The sequence below is a fragment of the Streptomyces sp. NPDC107521 genome (assembly GCF_055598485.1).
Map to the genome: position 1 here is coordinate 1 of NZ_JBVKAT010000035.1, position 19,510 is coordinate 19,510.

The window sequence follows — 19,510 nt, forward strand, 5'->3', positions numbered from 1 at the left end:
CCCACCGAGGTCAACAAGGCCCTCAACTGCCTCACCAAGAAGACCGACTGCGGCAGCTACCAGACCCACGGCACCTGGCCCAACCTCCGCGGCCTCATGACCTGGTCCATCAACTGGGACCGCTTCGGCGGCCACCAGTTCCAGAACAACTTCGACACCTACTTCCGCCGCTGACCACCAGCACCACCGGGATCAGCAGCACCGCCCCCAGGCACCACCCGGCCAGCACGTCCAGGGGCCAGTGGTACCCCCGGCGCACCAGCCCGTAGCCGGTGCCCAGGACCAGGGCGGCGCACAGGAGGAGAAGTGTCCGGCGTACGGCCGGTGACGACACGACGGTGAACAGCACCAGCGTCGCCGCGCCGTACGCCACCACGGCGGTGGTGGTGTGGCCGGACGGGAAGTAACCGACCGCCGGCGGCACCGCCGGGGTGCCGGGGCGCCCGGTCCACGCCTTCAGGGGCACGACCGCCGCCGGGACCAGCGCCATCGCCGCCGCCCCGGCGGCGGGTGCCGCCCACCACCGGTCCGGACCGGTGGCGCGGCTCCGCAGGGCGGCGTACCCCAGCGCGAGCGCCAGGACGGGCACGGCCACCGGCACGTTGCCGAGGTCCGACAGCAGCTCCGAGAGACGGTCCGGGCGGATCAGCGCCCGGCTCAGCCGCTCGTCCACCCGCAGCACCGGGCCGTCGGCCAGGACCTGCCAGGTGAGGACGGCGAGCAGCAGCAGCGGTGGGCCCAGGAGCCCGAGCGGCCCCCGCGGTCGTGGCGGGGCGGAGGGCGGTCCGGGCGGGGTGCCGTGCATGGCCCCCAGCCTGACAGGCCCGGGGCCCTCGGCGCCCGCCGCCCGTGCCTTTCGCCGACGTGTGCTGATCGGGCCCGTGGCCCGGGACCGCCGGGCCCCGCTCATCCTCGTCCCCGCCGCTGTCCCCGCCCCTGCCGGTCCTCGCCTCCTCTGCCTGCCCCCGCTCCGCTCGTCGCCCGTGTGCGGCGCACGGGGGCCGTGACGCCCGGCGGGACCCGTCTCCGGCCCGCTCCCGTCGCGGCGCGCGCGAGGAGCCCCCGCCCGCCCCCGGGAACGCCGAAGAGCCGGCACAAGGGGGGGAGTGTGCCGGCCCTTCGGTGAACCACCGTCCCGGGAACCGGGCCGGCGTCGCACCGGAACGTCGCGCGCCCCGGGGGGTGTGGGGCGAGCGACCGTCCGATCGGTGAGGAGATCCGGAATCCGTGGATCCCGGTGGTGTGCGCGAGGCACGACCGGGTCGAAGCCGGGAGGCCCCGGCCCGGGGCACCGACCGCGGTCTCCCGCGGACCGGTGCATCTCTCATCCGGGGAGAACCTACGGCAGCGGAAGCGCGGACGGGCGTCCCGCCATCCACCCCGCACACCTTCTTCACACGCTCTGCCGCAGGCCCCTCCGGGCGTGCGACCAGCGACTCGTGCGTCCCGCCCGGCGTGCGTCCGGCGCGCGGCGGGCGCGCGCCCCGGGCGCTGTCCGCGCCCCCGGCCCGGCTGTGCGGGACCCGGGGGCCGGACCCGCACGGCCGGGCTGCCGGAGGCGTCAGAGGCGGCCGAACGCCTCCTCGATGATGTCCAGGCCCTCGCTCAGCAGCGCCTCGCCGATCACCAGGGGCGGCAGGAAGCGGAGGACGTTGCCGTAGGTGCCACAGGTCAGGACCAGCAGTCCCTCGGCGTGGCAGGCCTTGGCCAGCGCGGCGGCGGCACCGGGGTGCGGCTCCTTGGTGGCGCGGTCCTTGACCAGCTCGATGGCGATCATGGCGCCCCGGCCGCGGACGTCGCCGATCAGGTCGAACTTCTCGGCCATGGCGGTCAGCCGGGCCTTCATGACCGCCTCGATCTCCTTCGCCCTGGCGTTGAGATCCAGCTCCCGCATGGTCTCGATGGCTCCGAGCGCGCCCGCGCAGGCCACCGGGTTGCCGCCGTAGGTGCCGCCCAGGCCGCCCGAGTGCGCCGCGTCCATGATCTCGGCGCGGCCGGTGACGGCGGCCAGCGGCAGACCGCCCGCGATGCCCTTGGCGGTGGTGATCAGGTCCGGGACGATGCCCTCGTCCTCGCAGGCGAACCACTGGCCGGTGCGGCAGAAGCCGGACTGGATCTCGTCGGCGACGAAGACGATCCCGTTCTCCCGGGCGAACTCGCGGATCGCGGGCAGGAAGCCCTTCGCCGGCTCGATGAACCCGCCCTCGCCGAGGACCGGCTCGATGATGATCGCGGCCACGTTCCCGGCGCCGACCTGCTTGGTGATCTGGTCGACGGCCTGCGCGGCGGCCTCGCGGCCGGCGTTCTCGGCACCGGTCGGCCAGCGGTAGCCATAGGCGACCGGGACCCGGTAGACCTCGGGCGCGAAGGGGCCGAAGCCCTGCTTGTAGGGCATGTTCTTCGAGGTCAGCGCCATGGTCAGATTGGTGCGGCCGTGGTAGCCGTGGTCGAAGACGACGACCGCCTGCCGCTTGGTGTGGGCGCGGGCGATCTTCACTGCGTTCTCGACGGCCTCGGCGCCGCTGTTGAACAGGGCCGACTTCTTGGCGTGGTCGCCCGGGGTCAGCTCGGCCAGCGCCTCGGCCACGGCGACGTAGCCCTCGTAGGGGGTCACCATGAAGCAGGTGTGGGTGAAGTCGGCGAGCTGCGCGGAGGCCCGGCGGACCACGGCCTCGGCGGAGGCGCCGACGGAGGTCACGGCGATGCCCGAGGCGAAGTCGATGATCCGGTTGCCGTCGACGTCCTCGATGATGCCGCCGCCCGCGCGGGTGACGAACACCGGCAGCGTGGAGCCCACCCCCTGCGCGACCGCGGCGCTGCGGCGGGCCTGGAGCTCCTGGGACTTCGGGCCGGGGATGGCGGTGAGGACGCGGCGCTCCTGCGGAAGTGCGGTCATGGGGGGCTCCTGGGGCTTGCGGTTCTGCGGACTTTTGCCTTCTTTTCTCGCAGGCTAGGACCGGGGGCGCGGGGTGGGCATGCTCCATGTGGGCGTTGTCCGCGGGGCGGGTTGTCCGCGGTGGACAGGGCGGCCCGTGGCCGACCGTCGCCGGACCGGCCGCGTATGCGGTGAACTCCCGTGGCGGGGGCGTTAGATTGGCTCGCTGATGGTGGACGGAGCGGCTGGTCAGGGGGCAGGGGCGATGGACAGCGACGGGATGCGGGACGGGCGGGGCACGCACGCGAATCCTGTGCCGCGCCCGGCGGGGCCGCCGCGGGTCCCCGCGGCGCCGCCGATGCCGCCCGGGGCGCCGGGAGCGCCGTCGGGCGTACCGGGAACGCCGCTGGGCGTACCGGCCCCCGCGGGGACGCCGCCGGGCGCGCCCGCCGCCCCGGGGGTGCCGCCGGGTGCTCCGGGACCTGCGCGGGGCTTCGAGGGGTGGGCGCCGGCCGCGCCGCCGCTGCCCCCGCCGCCGGACGGCTCGGACTTCCTGTCCTGGCTGCGGACGCCCCGTCCGGAGTCCCCGCCCGGCGTCTGGCGGTTCGGCCACCGGCCGCGGCCCCAGGAGGAGCCGGAGCGGGTGCCGGCCCGGCAGTTGTTCGCGGGGGCGCTGATCGCCTTCCTCGTCGGCTGGCTGATCTGGTCCCTGCTGTGGAACGGCTACCTCGGCAGCTGGTGGCTGCTGCCCCTCTACGCCATGGTCCCGGAGTCCTGGGCACAGCCCCACAGCTTCGGCTCCGTCGTGGTCGTCTACGCCTACTACGCGCTCGTCGCCGGGATCATCGTGGTGGGCGTCGGCCGGCTCGGCCGCTGGGGTGAGATCTGGCGCCGCTTCGGCCCCCCCGCCTGGCTCCGCGCGGCCCCCGGCCAGGGCCCCCCGCCGCCCCCCGGGGAGGACCCGGCCGCCTGGCCCGCGCTGCGCGCCGCCGGGGCCGTGGACGCCGCCGAGCGGCTGGCCTCCGACGCCCGCGCCGGGCTGATGCGGGACGTCGACCACGCCCGGATCGCCCGCGCCTGGCAGGGCGTCCAGCGCGGCCGGCACGGCCTCGCCGCCTTCGCCGGGGCCGTGCTCCGGGACGGCGCGGGCGCCTGCCCGCACCCCTCGGGCGACCGTGACCTGCCCGCCCGGCAGGCCCCGCACGACCTGGTCACCGGACAGGTGCGGCTCGGCACCACCGCCGACGACGTCCGCAACCCCTACGCCTACCGGGGTGCCGGGCTGGGCCTCGGCCCCGAACTGCTCGGCACCTCGCTGCTGGCCGTCGGCCCGGCCGGATCCGGCAAGACCGGCGCCGTCGTCCGGCCGCTCGCGGAGTCGCTGTGCCTGCACGCGCTCTCCGGGCGGGCCGCGGTGGTCGTGGTCGGCGCGGCGGGCGCCGGGCTCGGCCCCGCCGACGCCTACGACGTGGTGATCCGCGTCGGCAGTCCCGACTCGGTCCACGACCTCGACCTGTACGGCGGAACCACCGATCCCGACGAGGCCGCCGCCGTGCTCGCGGAGGCCCTCGTCGGGGACCTCGCCGATCCGCACCCGAGCGGTGAGAGCCGACGCTCCACCACCGTCCTCGCCCAGGTGCTCGGCCCGTTCCGGGCGGTCCACGGCCGTTTCCCCGGCGTCCCCGAGCTGCGCCAGCTCCTCGACGGCGCGCCCGAGCCGCTGGCCGTGCTGCGCCGCGGCCTCCAGCAGGCCGGGCACGCCTCGCTGCTGCGCGAGCTCGACGCCCGCGAGCGGCAGATGGGCCACCCCGGGGACGTGGCCTCCGTCCTAGCCGACCGGCTGGCGCTCCTGGACCGGCCCGCCTTCGCCTCCTTCTTCGACACCTCCGGCCGGACCCGGCCCTTCGCTCTGACGGCCCTGGACCACCCCGTCCGGGTCCGCGTCGACCTGCCCGCCCGGGGGCACGCCGACGCCTCGCGGCTGCTGGCCCGGCTGGTGCTCGCCCAGTTCACGGCGAGCGTCACGGTGCGCGAGGACCGCTCTCTCTTCGCCTGCCTGGTGCTGGACGACGCGAGCGGCGCCGTCACCCCCGAGGCCGTCCGGGGCATCCAGCGGCTGCGTTCCGCGGGCGCCGGGGTCGTGCTGACCCTGCGCACCCTGGACGACGTGCCGCGTCCGCTGCGCGGGCCGCTGCTCGGGGCGGCCGGGTGCCGGATGGCGCTCTCCGGGCTGACCCCCTGGGACGGGCAGGACTTCGCGGAGGTCTGGGGCAAGGAGTGGACCGAGGCCACCGACGTGACCGACCGCCAGATCATCGCCGAGACCCCGGCGGGCAAGGCCGTGCACATGCTCCGCCGGGTGATCACCGGCAAGGCCCCCACGGCGCGCGCGGTCACGGTCCGCCAGGTCGAGCGCGAACGCTGGTCCGCCTCCGAACTCGCCCACGCCGTCCCCCCGGGCCACGCGGTCCTCTCCCTCACCTCGGTCGGGGGCGAGCACGCCCCGCCGCTGCTGGTGGACCTCCGGCACTGAACCGCCGCCCGCACCGGCCGCGGGGGTGAAGCGCTTCGTACGGTGAGGCAGAATCGGAGGGGTGGTTCATACCGGGCGGACAAAACCCGCCCGGTGTCCCGGCCGCCGTGCGCGCCGCGCCCTCCGACGACGATCCGAAGGCCCCATGCCCCTCACCCTCGCCTCGCTCGCCCAGCACTCCACGCTGAAGCTCACCGTGCGCGCGGGCGAGGACCGCCTCGACGCGCCCGTCCGCTGGGCCCACGCCAGTGAGCTGGCCGACCCCGTCCCCTACATGGAGGGCGGGGAGCTCCTGCTGATCACCGCCCTCACCCTGGACGCCGAGGACCCGGCGGCGATGCGCCGCTACGTCGAGCGGCTGGCCGCCGCCGGGGTGGTGGGGCTCGGCTTCGGCGTGGGCGTCCACTACGAGGAGATCCCCGCCGCCCTCCTCGGCGCCGCCCGCCGGGCGGGGATGCCGCTGCTGGAGGTGCCGCGCCGCACCCCCTTCCTCGCCATCAGCAAGGCCGTCTCCGCCGCCGTCGCCGCCGATCAGTACCGGGCGGTCACGGCGGGCTTCGCCGCCCAGCGCGAACTGACCCGGCAGGCCCTCGGCGCCGGTCCGGAGGGCGTGCTGGCCGCGCTCGCCGCACAGGTCGACGGCTGGGCGGCGCTCTACGACGCCTCCGGCGCGGTGGTCGCCGCGGCACCGGAGTGGGCCGGCCGCCGGGCAGCGCGGCTCACCCCGGACGTACGGCGGCTGCGCGAGCGGCCCGCCCCGGCCTCCGCGATGGTCGCGGGCGGCGGGGACCCCGGGACGGGCGGGGAGGGCGGGCACGCGGACCGCGTCGAACTGCACGCGCTCGGCACCGCACGCAAGGCCCGTGCCGCGCTCGCCGTCGGCACCGCCGCCGCCCCCGGGACCGCCGAACGCTACGCCGTGCACTCGGCCGTCGCCCTGCTCACCCTCATCACCGAGCGCTCGCGCTCGCTTCAGGAGGCCGAGCAGCGGATCGGCGGCGCGGTGCTGCGGATGCTGCTGGCCGGTGAGCCCGATCACGCGCGGGCCGTCGCCGGGAGCCTCTACGGGGACCTCCTGGACGCGCCCTTCCGGCTGGTCGTCGCCGAGACCGCGACGAACTCCCGGGCGCACCCCCCGGCCGCGGGCCGGGACCCGCTCGGCACCCTCGCCGAGACCGTCGAGTCGGCCGCGGTCCGGGCCGGGGAACCGGTGCTCGTGGTGCCCGAGGGGGAGCGGCTGGTCCTGCTCGCCGCGGACGGGGGCACCGCCGTCGCCGCCTGCGTCGAGCACGCGGCGGCGCTGGAGGCCGCCCGCGCGGCGCCCGAACCGTCCCCGGCCGGGGACGAGGAGTCCCTGGTGATCGGTCTGTCGGGGCCGTCCGGACCGATCGCCGCCTCCGCCGCGTACAAGCAGGCCGAGCAGGCCCTCTCGGTGGCCCGCCGCCGCGGCCGGGTGTGGGTCGAGCACGAGCACCTGGCCAGCGGCTCGGTGCTGCCGCTGCTCGCGGACGACGCCGTGCGCGCCTTCGCCGACGGGCTGCTGCGCGCCCTGCGCGAGCACGACGCCACCGGGCGCGGCGATCTGGTCGCCTCGCTGCGCGCCTGGCTGTCCCGGCACGGCCAGTGGGACGCGGCGGCGGCGGACCTCGGCGTCCACCGCCATACGCTGCGCTACCGGATGCGGCGGGTGGAGGAGATCCTCGGCCGCTCCCTGGACGACCCGGACGTCCGGATGGAACTCTGGCTGGCCCTCAAGGCCACCACCACGGACTGACACCGGGCCGAGGCCCGCGCCTCCGGCACCCCTCCTGCCTCCGGCACCCCTCCTGCCTCCGACAGGCCCCCTGCCTCTGGTGGTGCCCGCGCTTCGGGTGGTTCTCGGGTCCTGATGGTTCCCGGGCTTCGGGTGGCGCCCGGATCCGGACCCTGACGGTTCCCGGGCTTCCGGTGGTGCCCGTGCCTCCCGCGGTCCCCGGGTCCTGCCGGTTCCCGCTTCCGTTGGTGCCCGCGCCTCCGGTGGCCCCCGGGTCCTGAAGGCCCCCGGGCTTCGGGCGGCGCCCGTGCCTCCGGCGGTCCCCGGGTCCCGCCGGGCCCCGGACCCCGGTTCCGGCCCCCCCCGCTGGGGGACCCCGCTCCGGCGGGCCGGCGGCCGTCGTATCCGTGCCCCCGCCGGGAGCCCACCGCGCCAATACGTCGAACCCCCCGCCCCCACCACTACGACTCGGACAAGCGCTCCCGGGCCCCGCGCGCCCTACCGTGGATCCGCACCCCCCGCAGACCCCGACCCGGAAGGCCGGACCCACCATGCCCCACGACACCGCGGCAGCCATCCATGCCTTCTGGCTCGCCGGACGCCGGGAGACCGGCGAGGACGGCTTCGACGTCACCTCCCCCTGGGACGGCCGCACCGTCGGCACCGTGAGCGTGCCGAGCGAGGAGCAGGTCGAGGAGGCGGTGGCCGCCGCGCACGCCGTCCTCGACGAGTTCGCCGCCACCCCCGCGCACGTCCGCGCCGCCGCCCTGGACCACGTGGCCCGCCGCCTGGCCGAGCGCACCGAGGAGATCGCGCTGCTGATCTCCGCCGAGAACGGCAAGCCCGTCAAGTGGGCCCGCGGCGAGGTCGGCCGCGCGGTCTCCGTGTTCCGGCTCGCCGCCGAGGAGGCCCGCCGCTTCAACGGGGGCGAGGCCCAGCGCCTGGACACCGACGCCGGGGGCCAGGGCCGGCTCGCCCTCACCCGGCGCTTCCCGAAGGGTGTCGTCCTCGGCATCGCGCCGTTCAACTTCCCGCTGAACCTGTGCGCCCACAAGGTCGCCCCGGCCATCGCCGCCGGTGCCCCGATCGTGCTGAAGCCCGCTCCCGCCACGCCCCTGTCCGCGCTCCTGCTCGGCGAGCTGCTCGCCGAGACCGAGCTGCCCGCGGGCTCCTGGAGCGTGCTGCCGGTGCCCAACGACCGCATGCCCGCGCTGGTCCGGGACGAGCGGCTGCCGGTGATCTCCTTCACCGGCTCCGAGCAGGTCGGCTACGCCATCATGGACTCGGTGCCCGGCAAGCACGTCACCCTGGAGCTGGGCGGCAACGGCGCGGCCGTGGTCCTCGCGGACTGGGCGAGCGACGAGGACCTGGACCGGGCCGCGGGCCGCATCGCGACCTTCTCCAACTACCAGGGCGGCCAGTCCTGCATCTCCGTGCAGCGCGTGATCGCCGACACCGCGGTCTACGACCGGCTGCTGCCGCGCATCGTCGCCGCCGTCGAGGCGCAGGTCACCGGTGACCCGGGGGACCCCGCCACCGATGTCGGCCCGCTGGTCAGCGAGGCCGCCGCGGAGCGCGTGGAGTCCTGGGTCGACGAGGCCGTCGCCGCCGGGGCCACCCTGCTCACCGGCGGTAAGCGCGACGGCGCCTCCTACGCGCCGACGGTCCTGACCGACCTGCCCGAGGACACCACCCTCGCCCGGGAGGAGGTCTTCGGCCCCGTCCTCAGCGTGCGCCGGGTCGACGGCGAGGCCGAGGCGTTCGCCGCCGTCAACGACTCCAAGTACGGCCTCCAGGCGGGCGTGTTCACCCACGACCTCCAGGCGGCCTTCCGCGCCCACCGGGCGCTGGAGGTCGGCGGGGTCGTCATCGGGGACGCCCCCTCCTACCGCGCCGACCAGATGCCGTACGGCGGGGCCAAGCGGTCCGGGGTGGGCCGCGAGGGCGTCCGGTACGCGATGGACGACTACACCTACGAGCGCGTCCTGGTCCTCACCGGCCTGGCGCTCTGACCGCCCCGGCGGTCCGGCCTTCCGCGCCGGACCGCCGGGACCGCACGGTCCGCGCGGACGCACCGCGCGGACCGGAACCGCACCGCACCGGGCCACTCGCACCGCGCCGGACGGCCGGTGCCGCGCACGGCCGGGAGGGCCGGACCCCCGTCACGGGGCCCGGCCCTCCCGGCCGTCCCGCGGTCCGGGAGGGAGCCGCCGCGGGGCGCCCCGTCCCGGCCGCCCGGGTTCACGCCGCCGTACGGGCCGCCAGCAGGTCCAGGGCGATGTCGGTGATCATGTCCTCCTGGCCGCCGACCATCCCCCGGCGGCCGACCTCGACGAGGATGGCGCGGGTGTCGAGGCCGTAGCGCTCGGCGGCGGCCTCGGCGTGGCGCAGGAAGCTGGAGTAGACACCGGCGTAGCCGAGGCTCAGCGTCTCGCGGTCCACCCGCACCTCGCGGTCCTGGAGCGGCCGCACGAGGTCGTCGGCGGCGTCCATCAGCGGGAACAGGTCGCAGGCGTGGTCCCAGCCCATCAGGTCCGCGACCGCGACGAAGGCCTCCAGCGGGCAGTTGCCCGCGCCCGCGCCCTGGCCGGCGAGCGAGGCGTCGACGCGGACCGCCCCGTTCTCGACGGCGACGACGGTGTTGGCGACGCCGAGGGCCAGGTTGTGGTGGGCGTGGATGCCGAGTTCGGTCGCGGGGTCGAGGACGTCCCGGTAGGCGCGGAAGCGGTCGCGGACGCCGTCCATGGTGAGCCGGCCGCCGGAGTCGGTGACGTAGACGCACCGGGCGCCGTAGGACTCCATCAGCTTGGCCTGGCGGGCCAGTTCGGCGGGCTCGGCCAGGTGGGACATCATCAGGAACCCGGCGACGTCCATGCCCAGCTCGCGGGCGGCGGCGATGTGCTGCGCCGAGATGTCGGCCTCGGTGCAGTGGGTGGCGACGCGCACCGAGCGGATGCCGAGGGCGTGCGCCTGCCGGAGGTCGTGCAGGGTGCCGATGCCGGGCAGCAGCAGCGTGGTGGGCACCGCGTGGCGGGTGACGTCGGTGACGGCCTCGATCCACTCCCAGTCGGTGTGCGCGCCGACGCCGTAGTTGATGCTGGAGCCGGAGAGCCCGTCGCCGTGGGCGATCTCGATGGCGGCCACCCCGGCGGCGTCCAGCGCGGCGGCGATGGCGCGGGCCTGGCCGACGGTGTAGCGGTGGCGGACGGCGTGCATGCCGTCCCGCAGGGTGACGTCCTGGACGTAGAGACGGGTCATCGCGGGGCCACCTCCGTGGCGCGGTGGGCCGCGATGCGCTCGGCGGTGCGCAGCGCGGCGGAGGTCATGATGTCGAGGTTGCCGGCGTAGGCGGGGAGGTAGTGGGCGGCGCCCTCGACCTCCAGGAAGACGGAGACCTTCAGGGCCTCGCCGCTGCCGGGGGCCAGGGTCCGCAGCGGGTCGTCGCCGCCGACCCGGTCGAACTGGACCTTCTGCTTGAGCCGGTAGCCGGGCACGTACGCCTGGACGCGGCCGACCATCTCCTCCACGGACGCCTCGACGGCCGCGGTGTCGCACTCGGAGACCAGGCAGTGCACGGTGTCCCGCATGATCAGCGGGGGCTCGGCCGGGTTGAGGACGATGATCGCCTTGCCCCGGGCGGCCCCGCCGACCCGCTCGATCGCGGAGGACGTGGTCTCGGTGAACTCGTCGATGTTGGCGCGGGTGCCCGGACCGGCGGAGCGGGAGGCGATGGAGGCGACGATCTCGCCGTAGTGGACCGGGGTGACCGCGGCGACGGCGGCGACCACCGGGATGGTGGCCTGGCCGCCGCAGGTGACCATGTTGACGTTGGGGGCGCCGAGGTGGGCGTGCCCGTTGACCGGCGGGACGACGTAGGGGCCGAGGGCGGCCGGGGTGAGGTCGACCAGGACCCGGCCGAGCGGGCGCAGCACCTCGTCGTGGTGGCGGTGGGCGCCCGCCGAGGTGGCGTCGAAGACGATGTCGACGTCGGCGAACTCGTCCAGGGCGACGAGCCCCTCGACGCCCTCGTGGGTGGTGGCGACCTTGAGGCGGCGGGCGCGGGCCAGGCCGTCGGAGGCCGGGTCGATCCCCGCCATGGCGGCGATCTCCAGGTCCTCGGACAGTCGCAGCACCTTGATCAGCAGGTCGGTGCCGATGTTGCCGGAGCCGATGACGGCGACCTTGGTGGTCATGCCCGGCCTCCTTCCCGGTCCGCGGCACCGGCCGCGAATCCGACTCGTACGGAACCGAGGCCGCCGACGCGGGCCTCGAAGACGTCGCCGGGGGCGACGGGGACCATGGGGCCGAGGGCGCCGGTGAGCACCAGGTCGCCCGCGCGCAGCGGGTCGCCCCGTTCGGCGAGGGCCGAGGCCAGCCAGACGGCGGCGTTCAGCGGGCTGCCGAGGCAGGCGGCGCCGGTGCCCTCGGAGACGGTCGCGCCGTCCCGGGTCATGGTCATGGTGACGGTGGCCAGGTCGAGCCCGGCCAGGGGCACCGGGGTGGTGCCGAGGACGTAGAGGCCGCAGGAGGCGTTGTCGGCGACGGTGTCGACCAGGGAGATGTCCCAGCCGGCGATGCGGCTGTCCACGATCTCCAGCGCGGGCAGCGCGAAGTCGACGGCGTTCAGCACGTCGTCGGCGGTGCAGTCGCGGCCGGGCAGGTCGCGGGCGAGGACGAGCGCGACCTCGGCCTCCACCTTGGGCTGGAGCAGCCGCCCGGCGGGCACCTCGCCGCCGTCGGGGACGGCCATGTCGGCGAAGAGGGCGCCGAAGTCGGGCCGGTCGACGCCGAGCTGGCGCTGCACGGCCTCGGAGGTGAGGCCGATCTTGCGGCCGGCGATCCGGCGCCCGGCGTCCAGGCCGCGGCGCACGTTGAGCCGCTGCACGGCGTAGGCGGTCTCCAGGTCGCCGCCCCCGTCGAACAGGGTCCGCACCGGCGGACAGGGCGTCCCGGTGCGGGCGGCCTCCGCCAGCAGGTCGGCGGCCTCGACGACGGCCGGGGGGACGGCGTCCGGGCGGGCGCCGTCGGGTGCGGTCGGCACGGGATACCTCCAGGGGAAGCGGCGGGGGAGCGGGCCGGTGCGGCGGACGGCGGCACCGGCGGTCCACCCGATATAGACATCCGGGCGCACATACGACAATGTTTGTTCCGTGACACGGAACAACGAGGGCGGCAGCATGCTGGAGAAGGCCGCGCTCATCCTCGAAAGCTTCAGCCCGGATGGCGGAGCGTTCCGTCTGACGGAACTGTCTGCGCGGACCGGGCTGCCCAAGCCCACGGTGCACCGGCTGGCGGTGGACCTGGTGCGCCTCGGCTGGCTGGAGCGGTCCGGCCCGCACTACCGGCTCGGCCCCAAGCTGTTCGAGCTGGGCTCGCTGGTGCCGTACCGGCTCGATCTGCGCGAGACGGCCCTGCCGTTCCTCCAGGACCTGTTCGAGGCCACCCGGGAGACCGTGCACCTCGGGGTGCGCGAGGGGCTGGAGGTGGTCTACCTGGAGCGCATCCACGGCCACGAGGCCCCCGCGCTGCCCTCGCGCATCGGCGGCAGCCTGCCGCTGAGCTGCACGGCCGTCGGCAAGGTGCTGCTGGCCTTCTCCGGCGGGGAGCTGGCCGACGAGCTGCTGTCCCGGCCGCTGCCGAGCCTCACCCCGCACTCGATCACCGATCCGGCGCGGCTGCGCACCGCCCTGGAGAAGATCCGCGTCTCCGGCCTCGCCTACGAGGAGCAGGAGTCCACGCCCGGGGTGAGCTGCATCGCGGCGCCCGTCTTCGCGGGCGGGGTCACGGCGGCGGCGCTGTCGGTGGCGGTGCCGCGCTCCCGCTTCAGCCCGGCCCACCTCGCCCCCGCGGTGCGGACGGCGGCGCTGGGTCTGTCCCGGGTGCTGCGCGGCGGCACCGACCGTCCCTCCCGGCCCCGCGGCCCGTCCGGCGGCTGACCGCCGGTGCGGCGGGGCGCCCGGCGGCCGGGGCGCCCCCGCGCTGCCCGCGCCACCTCGGCCGGGGTGCCGCCCTCGGCCGCGATCCGGCCGCCCGGAGTCCGGGGAGGCCGCGGGGGAGTCCTTGCCCGGTTGCCCGGTTGCCCGGTTGCCCGGTTGCCCGGTTGCCCGGGTGTCCCCGGTGCCCGGGTGTCCGGGCGCCGGTCCTCCGCGACGGGCCGGGGCGCGGCCCGCGGCACCGGGCCGCCGTCCGCCGCGCGGCCGGGTCCGGCCGCGGGCCGGTCAGCCCCGGTGGCGGAGGACCGCCGCCTCCCCGAGGGCGACCATCGCGTCGGTGAGGCGGGTCATCTGGGAGGCGACGCTGCACTCGGGATCGGTCTGGGAGTTCACGAACGAGCCGTCGAACCCCCCGATCGCGAAGAACGACAGCTCCTCGGCGACGGCCGAGGCGGTCTCGGGCCCCTCGTCCGCGAAGGCCGACGAGATCATCACCCGCATGTAGGCCCGGCCCTCGTCGCGGACCTCCCGGTTCATCTCCAGGACCTCCGCGTCGGCGGCCTCGTCGCTCATCAGCAGCAGCAGGTGCAGCCGCAGGAAGTCCGGCTTCGACATGAAGACCTGCGCCGTCCGGTCCAGGTACCAGGCCATCCGCTCGCGGTGGGTGCCGCCCTCGGGCGCGGGGGTGTGCGCCGCCCGCATCGCCGCGAAGAAGTCCTTGGCGCCCCGCGCCATCACCGCCGCGAGCAGCCCGCCCTTCGACTGGAAGTGGTGGTAGATGGCGCTCCGCGGCAGCCCCGTCTCGGCCGTGATCGTCGAGATCGTGGTGGCCGCGTATCCGCGCAGCGCCATCACCCGCGCCGCCGCGTCGAGGATCTCTTCCTTCGAGCGCCGTCCGCGCCGGTTGCCGTTGGGTGACCTGGTTCCGCTCTCCACCCGGCGATCATACGAGCCGCCCGGAAGACGGCCGCCGGCCGATGGGAGGGCGTCCCGGAAGTGTCCCGCCGCACGTGCGCAAAACCCCACAGACCCCTTGACGCGCCTCCCGGAGCGTGTGACGGTACGCACTATTGGACGGAACGACCGGTCCAATAGTGCCGCTCTGCGTGCCCCCTTCCGCGCCGCATTGCGCGCCTCACATGTGCCGCTTCTGGAGTTCGACATGCCCCAGCACGTTTCAGCAGGACACGACACCGACGTCGCGGTCATCGGCTACGGCCCGACGGGCCTGACCGCCGCGCTGACGCTCGCCGGAAAGGGCGCCGACGTGGTCGCGTTCGAGCGCGACCAGGACATCTACGCACGGGCCCGCGCCGTGACGGTGAACGACTGGACCATGCGGATCTTCCAGGAGCTCGGCGTCGACGACCGCATCGAGCGGGTCATCGAACCGCAGCGCGCCCTGCGCTGGGTGACCTACGACGGCCGGGAGGTCATGCGGGTCGAGCACCCGCCGTCCACCCTCGGCACGCGCAACACCCGGCCTCGCTTCTACAACATCTACCAGCCGACCATGGAGGCCGAGCTCCGCCGCTGCGGCGAGGAGCTGGGCAACCTGGAGGTCCGCTACGGCGCCGAGGTCGTCGCCGTCGAGCAGGACGCCGACGGGGTCACCATCACCTCCCGCGACCGGGCGACCGGCGCCGAGACCACCACCCGCGCCCGCTACGCCATCGCGGCCGACGGCGGCTCCAGCCCCACCCGCAAGCACCTCGGCGTCGAGATGCTCGGCGACACCGTCGACACCCTCTGGGTCGTCATCGACTGCAAGGTCAAGCGCTGGTGGCCGGACCGCGACTTCCTCACTTTCTGGACCGACGCCGAACGCCCCGTCGTCGACATCGCCCTCTCGGCCGGCAACCACCGCTGGGAGATCCCGCTCAAGCCCGGCGAGACCGAGGCCGACTTCCCGACCAGCGCCGAGGTGTGGCCGCTGCTGGAGGCGCTCGGCGTCACCCACGACGACGTCGAGATCCACCAGCACGCCTTCTACCGCCACCACGTCCGCGCCGCCGAGACCTGGCGCCGGGGCCGGGTCTTCCTCGCCGGCGACGCCTGTCACCTGATGCCGCCGTGGGCCGGGGCCGGCATGCAGTCCGGCATGCGCGACGCCCACAACCTGGGCTGGAAGCTCGCCCGGGTGCTCCGCGGCGAGCTGGGCGAGGAGTGGCTCGACACCTACGAGGCCGAGCGCCGCCCCAACGCCGACTTCTACACCGGCCTCGCCGTCGGCCTCGGCCGCGTCATCAAGCAGGAGGCGACCCCCGAGGAGGTCGCCGCCATGAACACCGTCCCCGAGAACACGGTCACCCCCTGGGAGCCGCCGCTGACCGCCCCGCCGGTGCTGTCCGCCGGCTGGCTGCGCGGGGCGACCGGGGACGCCAGCGTCATCGGCCGCATGGTGCCGCAGCCGGTCTGCGGGGACACCGTCGGCGCGATGGACCGCCTCGACGGACTGCTGCCCGACGGCTTCGTGCTCCTGGGTGCCGACACGGACCCGGCGGCCCTGCTCACCCCCGAGCAGAAGGCCGGCTGGGACGCCCTCGGCGCCCGCTACGTCGCCGTCCGCCCCCGCACCGCGTACACCAGGGGCTCCGGCGAACTGGTCGACCTGGAGGACGTGCTGCTCCCGTGGCTCGCCCGCTACGGCGTCCGCGCCGTCGCCGTGCGCCCCGACAAGTTCGTCGCCGCCGCCGACACCTCCGGCCTGGACGTCCCCGCCCTGTGAACCCGGGCGGGCGCATTCCCGGCCCGCCCGACCTTCGAAAGGAACGACCCATGACAGACGTGAAGGAGCTCGCCTACGTCGTGTACGAGGTCAGCGACCTCGCCGACTGGGAGAACTTCGGTGTGACGCTGCTCGGCATGCAGCTCGGCGCCCGCACCGCGGACGGGTTCACGCTGCGCACCGACGAGAAGGCGCACCGCTGGATCATCACCGAGGGCCCGGCCGACGACCTCGTGGTCAGCGGCTACGAGGTCGCCTCCGAGGAGGCCCTGGACCGGCTCACCGCCCGGCTCACCGAGGCCGGGATCGAGGTCACCGAGGGCGGCGCCGAACTGGCCGCGGCCCGGCGGGTGGACCGCCTGGTCCGGGTCACCGACCCCATGGGCAACCGCATCGAACTCGTCACCGGGCTCGCCGACGCCGACACCCCGTTCCACTCCGCCACCCTGCTCGGCACCTTCGTCACCGGCACCGGCGGCGCGGGCCACCACGTGCTGCTCTCCAAGGGCGTGCCGCGCGAGGAGTACATGGCCTTCTACGAGGGCCTGCTGGGCTTCCGGATCAGCGACATCATCGTCGAGGAGCTCGCCCCGGGCATCGTCGCCGACCTGATCTTCCTGCACTGCAACCCGCGCCACCACAGCGTCGCGTTCGGCGACATGCCGCACGCCAAGAAGACGCACCACTTCATGCTGGAGGTCAGCGACATCCGCGACGTGGGCACGGCCTACGACCGCTGCATGGACGCCGAGCAGCCCTTCGAGATGACGCTGGGCATGCACCCCAACGACCACATGTTCAGCTTCTACGTCCGCACGCCCTCCGGCTTCTCCGTCGAGTACGGCTGGGGCGGCCTGCTCATCGACGACGAGACCTGGCAGGTCCGCACCCTCGACCGGCTGCACAGCTGGGGCCACCGTCCGCCGGAGGCCGTGCACGCGCTGCTCGGCCGCGCCCCGTTCACCAACCAGACCTCGGAAGGGGCCCACTGATGGCTCTGCGACAGAGCGACATCTCCAAGTCCGTCCGCACCAAGGACTGGACGATCCACTACAACGAGGCCGGCGAGGGACACCCCCTCGTGCTGCTGCACGGCGGCGGCCCCGGCGCCACCGGGTGGAGCAACTACTCGCCCAACATCGAGGCGCTCTCCCGCCACTTCCGGGTGATCGCCCCCGACATGCCCGGCTGGGGCGACTCCGACGCCGTCGACTTCGCCACCCTGGACCACGTCGAGGCGGCCTGCCAGCTCCTCGACGCCCTGGGCATCGAGAAGGCCGCGTTCGTCGGCAACTCGATGGGCGGCCACACCTCCCTCCGGCTCGCCGCCGAGCGCCCCGAGCGGGTCTCGCACCTCATCACCATGGGCCCGCCCATCCAGATGAAGCCGTTCCTCTTCGGCGCGGGCGGCGGCCCCACCGAGGGCCTGAAGATCATGTACCAGACCTACGGCGACGCCTCGCCCGAGGCCATGCGCCGCCTGGTCGAGATCATGGTCTACGACACGGAGCGCTTCGCCACCCCCGAGCTGTGCCGGCAGCGCTCCGAGGCCGCGCTCAAGCGCCCCGAGCACCTGAAGAACATCGCCGACGTGGCGCCCAAGGCCCCGATCCCGATCTGGATCGACCTGGACCGCGTCCCGGACATCACCGCCCCGGCCCTGCTGATCCACGGCCGTGACGACCGCGTCGTCTCCTTCGAGTCCTCGCTGTTCCTCGCCGCCCACATCCCGGACGCGCGGGCCCACCTCATCAACCGCTGCGGCCACTGGGCGCAGCTCGAGCACGCCGACGAGTTCAACCGCCTGGTCATCGACTTCGTCACCCACCACTGATCCCCCCGCGCCGCCGGCTGTCCCGACACCGGCGGCGCGGCCCTCCGGCCAGCCAGGAGTCCAGGATGAGCACAGTCCCCACCGTCGAGACCGATGTTCTGATCGCGGGAGCCGGTCCCGCCGGAGCAGCGGCCGGCGCCCTCCTCGCCACCTACGGTGTCCGCGCGATCGTGCTGAACAAGTACGGCTCCGTCGCCAACACCCCCCGCGCCCACATCACCAACCAGCGCACCATGGAGGTGCTGCGCGACCTCGGCCTCGAGGACGAGGCCAAACGCTCCGCCACCCCCCAGCACCTGATGGGCGAACACGTGTGGGCGACCAGCCTCACCGGCCCCGAGCTGGGCCGGCTGCGGACCTGGTACACCCACCCGTCGTTCCAGGCCGAGCACGACCTCGCCAGCCCCACCGCCGTCTGCGACCTCCCGCAGGACCGCATGGAGCCGATCCTGCTGGGCGCCGCCACCCACCGCGGCACCACCCTGCGCGTCAACACCGAACTGCTCTCCTTCACCCAGGACGACGACGGCGTGACCGCCACCGTCCTCGACCGGCTGACCGGCGAGGAGTACCGCATCCGCGCCAAGTACCTGATAGGCGCCGACGGCGGCAAGTCCCGGATCATGTCCCAGCTCGGCATCCCGATGGAGGGCGAGATGGGCCTCGGCGGCTCCATCAACGTCGTCTTCGAGGCCGACCTCGACCACCTCGTCGCCCACCGGCCCGGCGACATGTACTGGTTCATCCAGCCCGGCGTCGGCCACGACGGCAACGGCATCGGCGTCCTGCGCGTGGTCCGCCCCTGGAACAAGTGGGTCGCCGTCTGGGGCTACGACATCGAACAGGGCACCCCCGAGCTGACCGACGAGTTCGGCGCCTCCATCGTCCACCAACTCCTCGGCGACGACACCGTCCCCGTACGCGTCGAGTCCGTCTCCACCTGGTCCGTCAACCACGTGTACGCCACCGACAACCAGGCCGGGCGGGTCTTCTGCGTCGGCGACGCCGTCCACCGGCACTCGCCCATGAACGGCCTCGGCTCCAACACCTCCATCCAGGACTCCTTCAACCTGTGCTGGAAGATCGCCATGGTCCTGCGCGGCCAGGCCGGGCCCGGCCTCCTGGAGACCTACCGCGACGAACGGCTCCCGGTCGCCCGCCAGATCGTCGAACGCGCCACCCGCAGCAACGCCCTGATGCCCCCGCTGTTCGGGGCCCTGCGGCTGCCGCCCGCGGCCGGACGGGACCAGCTCGAAGCGGCCCTGGAGACCCTGCGGGCACCCACCGCCGAGGGCGCGGAGCGCCGCGCCGCCTTCGACGAGGCCATGGGCAACACCCTGCTCTGCTTCAACACCCACGGTGTGGAGACCAACCAGGACTACCGCACCGGGGCCCTCGTCACCGGCGGCGAACCCGCCCCGCGGGCCCCCCGCGACGAGGAGCTCCACTACTTCCCCACCACCTACCCCGGGCGGCACCTGCCGCACGCCTGGCTGCTCGACGGACAGCGCAAGGTCCCCGTCCTCGACCTGTGCGGCCGGGGACGTCTCACCCTCCTCACCGGGGTCCGGGGCGCCGCCTGGCGCGAGGCCGCCGAGAAGGCCGCCGCCGCGACGGGCGTGGAGGTCCACGTGGTCTCCATCGGCCGCGGCTGCGACTACGAGGACCGCTACGGCGACTGGGCCGGGGTGTCCGGCATCGGCGAGGACGGCGCGCTGCTCGTCCGGCCCGACCACATCGTCGCCTGGCGCGCCGCCGCCCAGGGCGACGACCCCGGCGCCGCCCTCCTGGAGGTCCTGCGCTCGGTCCTGCGGACCCCGGCCGCCTGACCGGCCGCTCCCCCTCGCGCGAAGG

The 19,510-nt window shown here is 75.0% G+C and carries 14 protein-coding genes and 1 pseudogene; 9 read left to right on the forward strand and 6 right to left on the reverse strand.

Features of this window, described 5'->3' with window-relative positions; all coding sequences use genetic code 11:
* Positions 1-174, forward strand: a pseudogene (locus tag ACZ7LB_RS31210) (chitinase); the annotation flags it as partial.
* Here the strand turns inward: ACZ7LB_RS31210 and ACZ7LB_RS31215 are convergent.
* A complete protein-coding gene (locus ACZ7LB_RS31215) occupies positions 110-805 on the reverse strand; it encodes a phosphatase PAP2 family protein (protein WP_471472956.1) in 696 nt (231 codons plus the stop codon). The pseudogene ACZ7LB_RS31210 and the gene ACZ7LB_RS31215 overlap by 65 nt on opposite strands.
* Positions 806-1,561: 756 nt before the next feature.
* Positions 1,562-2,896 (reverse strand): 4-aminobutyrate--2-oxoglutarate transaminase, encoded by a 1,335-nt coding sequence (gene gabT / locus ACZ7LB_RS31220; RefSeq protein WP_471472958.1) that lies wholly within the window; start codon positions 2,894-2,896, stop codon positions 1,562-1,564.
* Between the two features lie 244 nt (positions 2,897-3,140).
* On the opposite strand from gabT, the gene ACZ7LB_RS31225 reads away from it, so the two are divergent.
* From ACZ7LB_RS31225 to ACZ7LB_RS31235, 3 genes are all read left to right on the forward strand, one after another.
* Entirely contained in the window at positions 3,141-5,408 is a 2,268-nt protein-coding gene (locus ACZ7LB_RS31225; RefSeq protein WP_471472960.1) for an ATP-binding protein, read from the forward strand.
* Positions 5,409-5,553: 145 nt separating this feature from the next.
* On the forward strand, positions 5,554-7,182 hold the full coding sequence (locus ACZ7LB_RS31230; RefSeq protein ID WP_471472962.1) for a PucR family transcriptional regulator: 1,629 nt from the start codon (positions 5,554-5,556) through the stop codon (positions 7,180-7,182).
* A gap of 530 nt (positions 7,183-7,712) precedes the next feature.
* On the forward strand, positions 7,713-9,173 hold the full coding sequence (locus tag ACZ7LB_RS31235) for an aldehyde dehydrogenase family protein (RefSeq protein WP_471472964.1): 1,461 nt from the start codon (positions 7,713-7,715) through the stop codon (positions 9,171-9,173).
* A 229-nt stretch (positions 9,174-9,402) separates the two neighbouring features.
* Here ACZ7LB_RS31235 and dmpG read toward each other — a convergent pair whose 3' ends face one another.
* Genes dmpG through ACZ7LB_RS31250 form a run of 3 tightly spaced genes read right to left on the reverse strand, consistent with a single transcriptional unit; the run spans position 9,403 to position 12,202 of the window.
* On the reverse strand, positions 9,403-10,419 hold the full coding sequence (gene dmpG, locus ACZ7LB_RS31240; protein WP_471472966.1) for a 4-hydroxy-2-oxovalerate aldolase: 1,017 nt from the start codon (positions 10,417-10,419) through the stop codon (positions 9,403-9,405).
* Complete coding sequence (locus tag ACZ7LB_RS31245; protein ID WP_471472968.1) at positions 10,416-11,354, reverse strand: acetaldehyde dehydrogenase (acetylating); 939 nt, start codon at positions 11,352-11,354, stop codon at positions 10,416-10,418. The genes dmpG and ACZ7LB_RS31245 overlap by 4 nt, the downstream gene beginning before the upstream one ends.
* Positions 11,351-12,202, reverse strand: coding sequence for a 2-keto-4-pentenoate hydratase (locus tag ACZ7LB_RS31250; RefSeq protein ID WP_471472970.1), 852 nt, complete (start codon positions 12,200-12,202; stop codon positions 11,351-11,353). The genes ACZ7LB_RS31245 and ACZ7LB_RS31250 overlap by 4 nt, the downstream gene beginning before the upstream one ends.
* Positions 12,203-12,338: 136 nt before the next feature.
* Here ACZ7LB_RS31250 and ACZ7LB_RS31255 point away from each other — a divergent pair, with 136 nt between their 5' ends.
* Entirely contained in the window at positions 12,339-13,097 is a 759-nt protein-coding gene (locus ACZ7LB_RS31255; protein ID WP_471472994.1) for an IclR family transcriptional regulator, read from the forward strand.
* 282 nt (positions 13,098-13,379) lie between these two features.
* Here ACZ7LB_RS31255 and ACZ7LB_RS31260 read toward each other — a convergent pair whose 3' ends face one another.
* Positions 13,380-14,030 carry a TetR/AcrR family transcriptional regulator gene (locus ACZ7LB_RS31260; protein WP_471472972.1) on the reverse strand — a complete coding sequence of 217 codons (651 nt, stop codon included), beginning with the start codon at positions 14,028-14,030 and terminating at the stop codon, positions 13,380-13,382.
* A gap of 226 nt (positions 14,031-14,256) precedes the next feature.
* On the opposite strand from ACZ7LB_RS31260, the gene ACZ7LB_RS31265 reads away from it, so the two are divergent.
* The 4 genes from ACZ7LB_RS31265 (at position 14,257) to ACZ7LB_RS31280 (ending at position 19,485) form a co-directional block, all read left to right on the forward strand.
* Positions 14,257-15,822 carry a bifunctional 3-(3-hydroxy-phenyl)propionate/3-hydroxycinnamic acid hydroxylase gene (locus ACZ7LB_RS31265; protein WP_471472974.1) on the forward strand — a complete coding sequence of 522 codons (1,566 nt, stop codon included), beginning with the start codon at positions 14,257-14,259 and terminating at the stop codon, positions 15,820-15,822.
* A gap of 50 nt (positions 15,823-15,872) precedes the next feature.
* A complete protein-coding gene (locus tag ACZ7LB_RS31270; protein WP_471472976.1) occupies positions 15,873-16,814 on the forward strand; it encodes a VOC family protein in 942 nt (313 codons plus the stop codon).
* Entirely contained in the window at positions 16,814-17,656 is an 843-nt protein-coding gene (locus ACZ7LB_RS31275; protein WP_471472978.1) for an alpha/beta fold hydrolase, read from the forward strand. Before ACZ7LB_RS31270 ends, ACZ7LB_RS31275 begins: the two co-directional genes overlap by 1 nt.
* 65 nt (positions 17,657-17,721) lie before the next feature.
* Positions 17,722-19,485, forward strand: coding sequence for an FAD-dependent oxidoreductase (locus ACZ7LB_RS31280; protein ID WP_471472980.1), 1,764 nt, complete (start codon positions 17,722-17,724; stop codon positions 19,483-19,485).
* Positions 19,486-19,510: the final 25 nt, after the last annotated feature.

Coding starts and splice junctions, on each gene's coding strand:
- ACZ7LB_RS31215 (WP_471472956.1), bottom strand. CDS start 805: ATGCACGGCACCCCGCCCGGACCGCCCTCCGCCCCGCCACGACCGCGG.
- gabT (WP_471472958.1), bottom strand. CDS start 2,896: ATGACCGCACTTCCGCAGGAGCGCCGCGTCCTCACCGCCATCCCCGGC.
- ACZ7LB_RS31225 (WP_471472960.1), top strand. CDS start 3,141: ATGGACAGCGACGGGATGCGGGACGGGCGGGGCACGCACGCGAATCCT.
- ACZ7LB_RS31230 (WP_471472962.1), top strand. CDS start 5,554: ATGCCCCTCACCCTCGCCTCGCTCGCCCAGCACTCCACGCTGAAGCTC.
- ACZ7LB_RS31235 (WP_471472964.1), top strand. CDS start 7,713: ATGCCCCACGACACCGCGGCAGCCATCCATGCCTTCTGGCTCGCCGGA.
- dmpG (WP_471472966.1), bottom strand. CDS start 10,419: ATGACCCGTCTCTACGTCCAGGACGTCACCCTGCGGGACGGCATGCAC.
- ACZ7LB_RS31245 (WP_471472968.1), bottom strand. CDS start 11,354: ATGACCACCAAGGTCGCCGTCATCGGCTCCGGCAACATCGGCACCGAC.
- ACZ7LB_RS31255 (WP_471472994.1), top strand. CDS start 12,339: ATGCTGGAGAAGGCCGCGCTCATCCTCGAAAGCTTCAGCCCGGATGGC.
- ACZ7LB_RS31265 (WP_471472974.1), top strand. CDS start 14,257: ATGCCCCAGCACGTTTCAGCAGGACACGACACCGACGTCGCGGTCATC.
- ACZ7LB_RS31270 (WP_471472976.1), top strand. CDS start 15,873: ATGACAGACGTGAAGGAGCTCGCCTACGTCGTGTACGAGGTCAGCGAC.
- ACZ7LB_RS31275 (WP_471472978.1), top strand. CDS start 16,814: ATGGCTCTGCGACAGAGCGACATCTCCAAGTCCGTCCGCACCAAGGAC.
- ACZ7LB_RS31280 (WP_471472980.1), top strand. CDS start 17,722: ATGAGCACAGTCCCCACCGTCGAGACCGATGTTCTGATCGCGGGAGCC.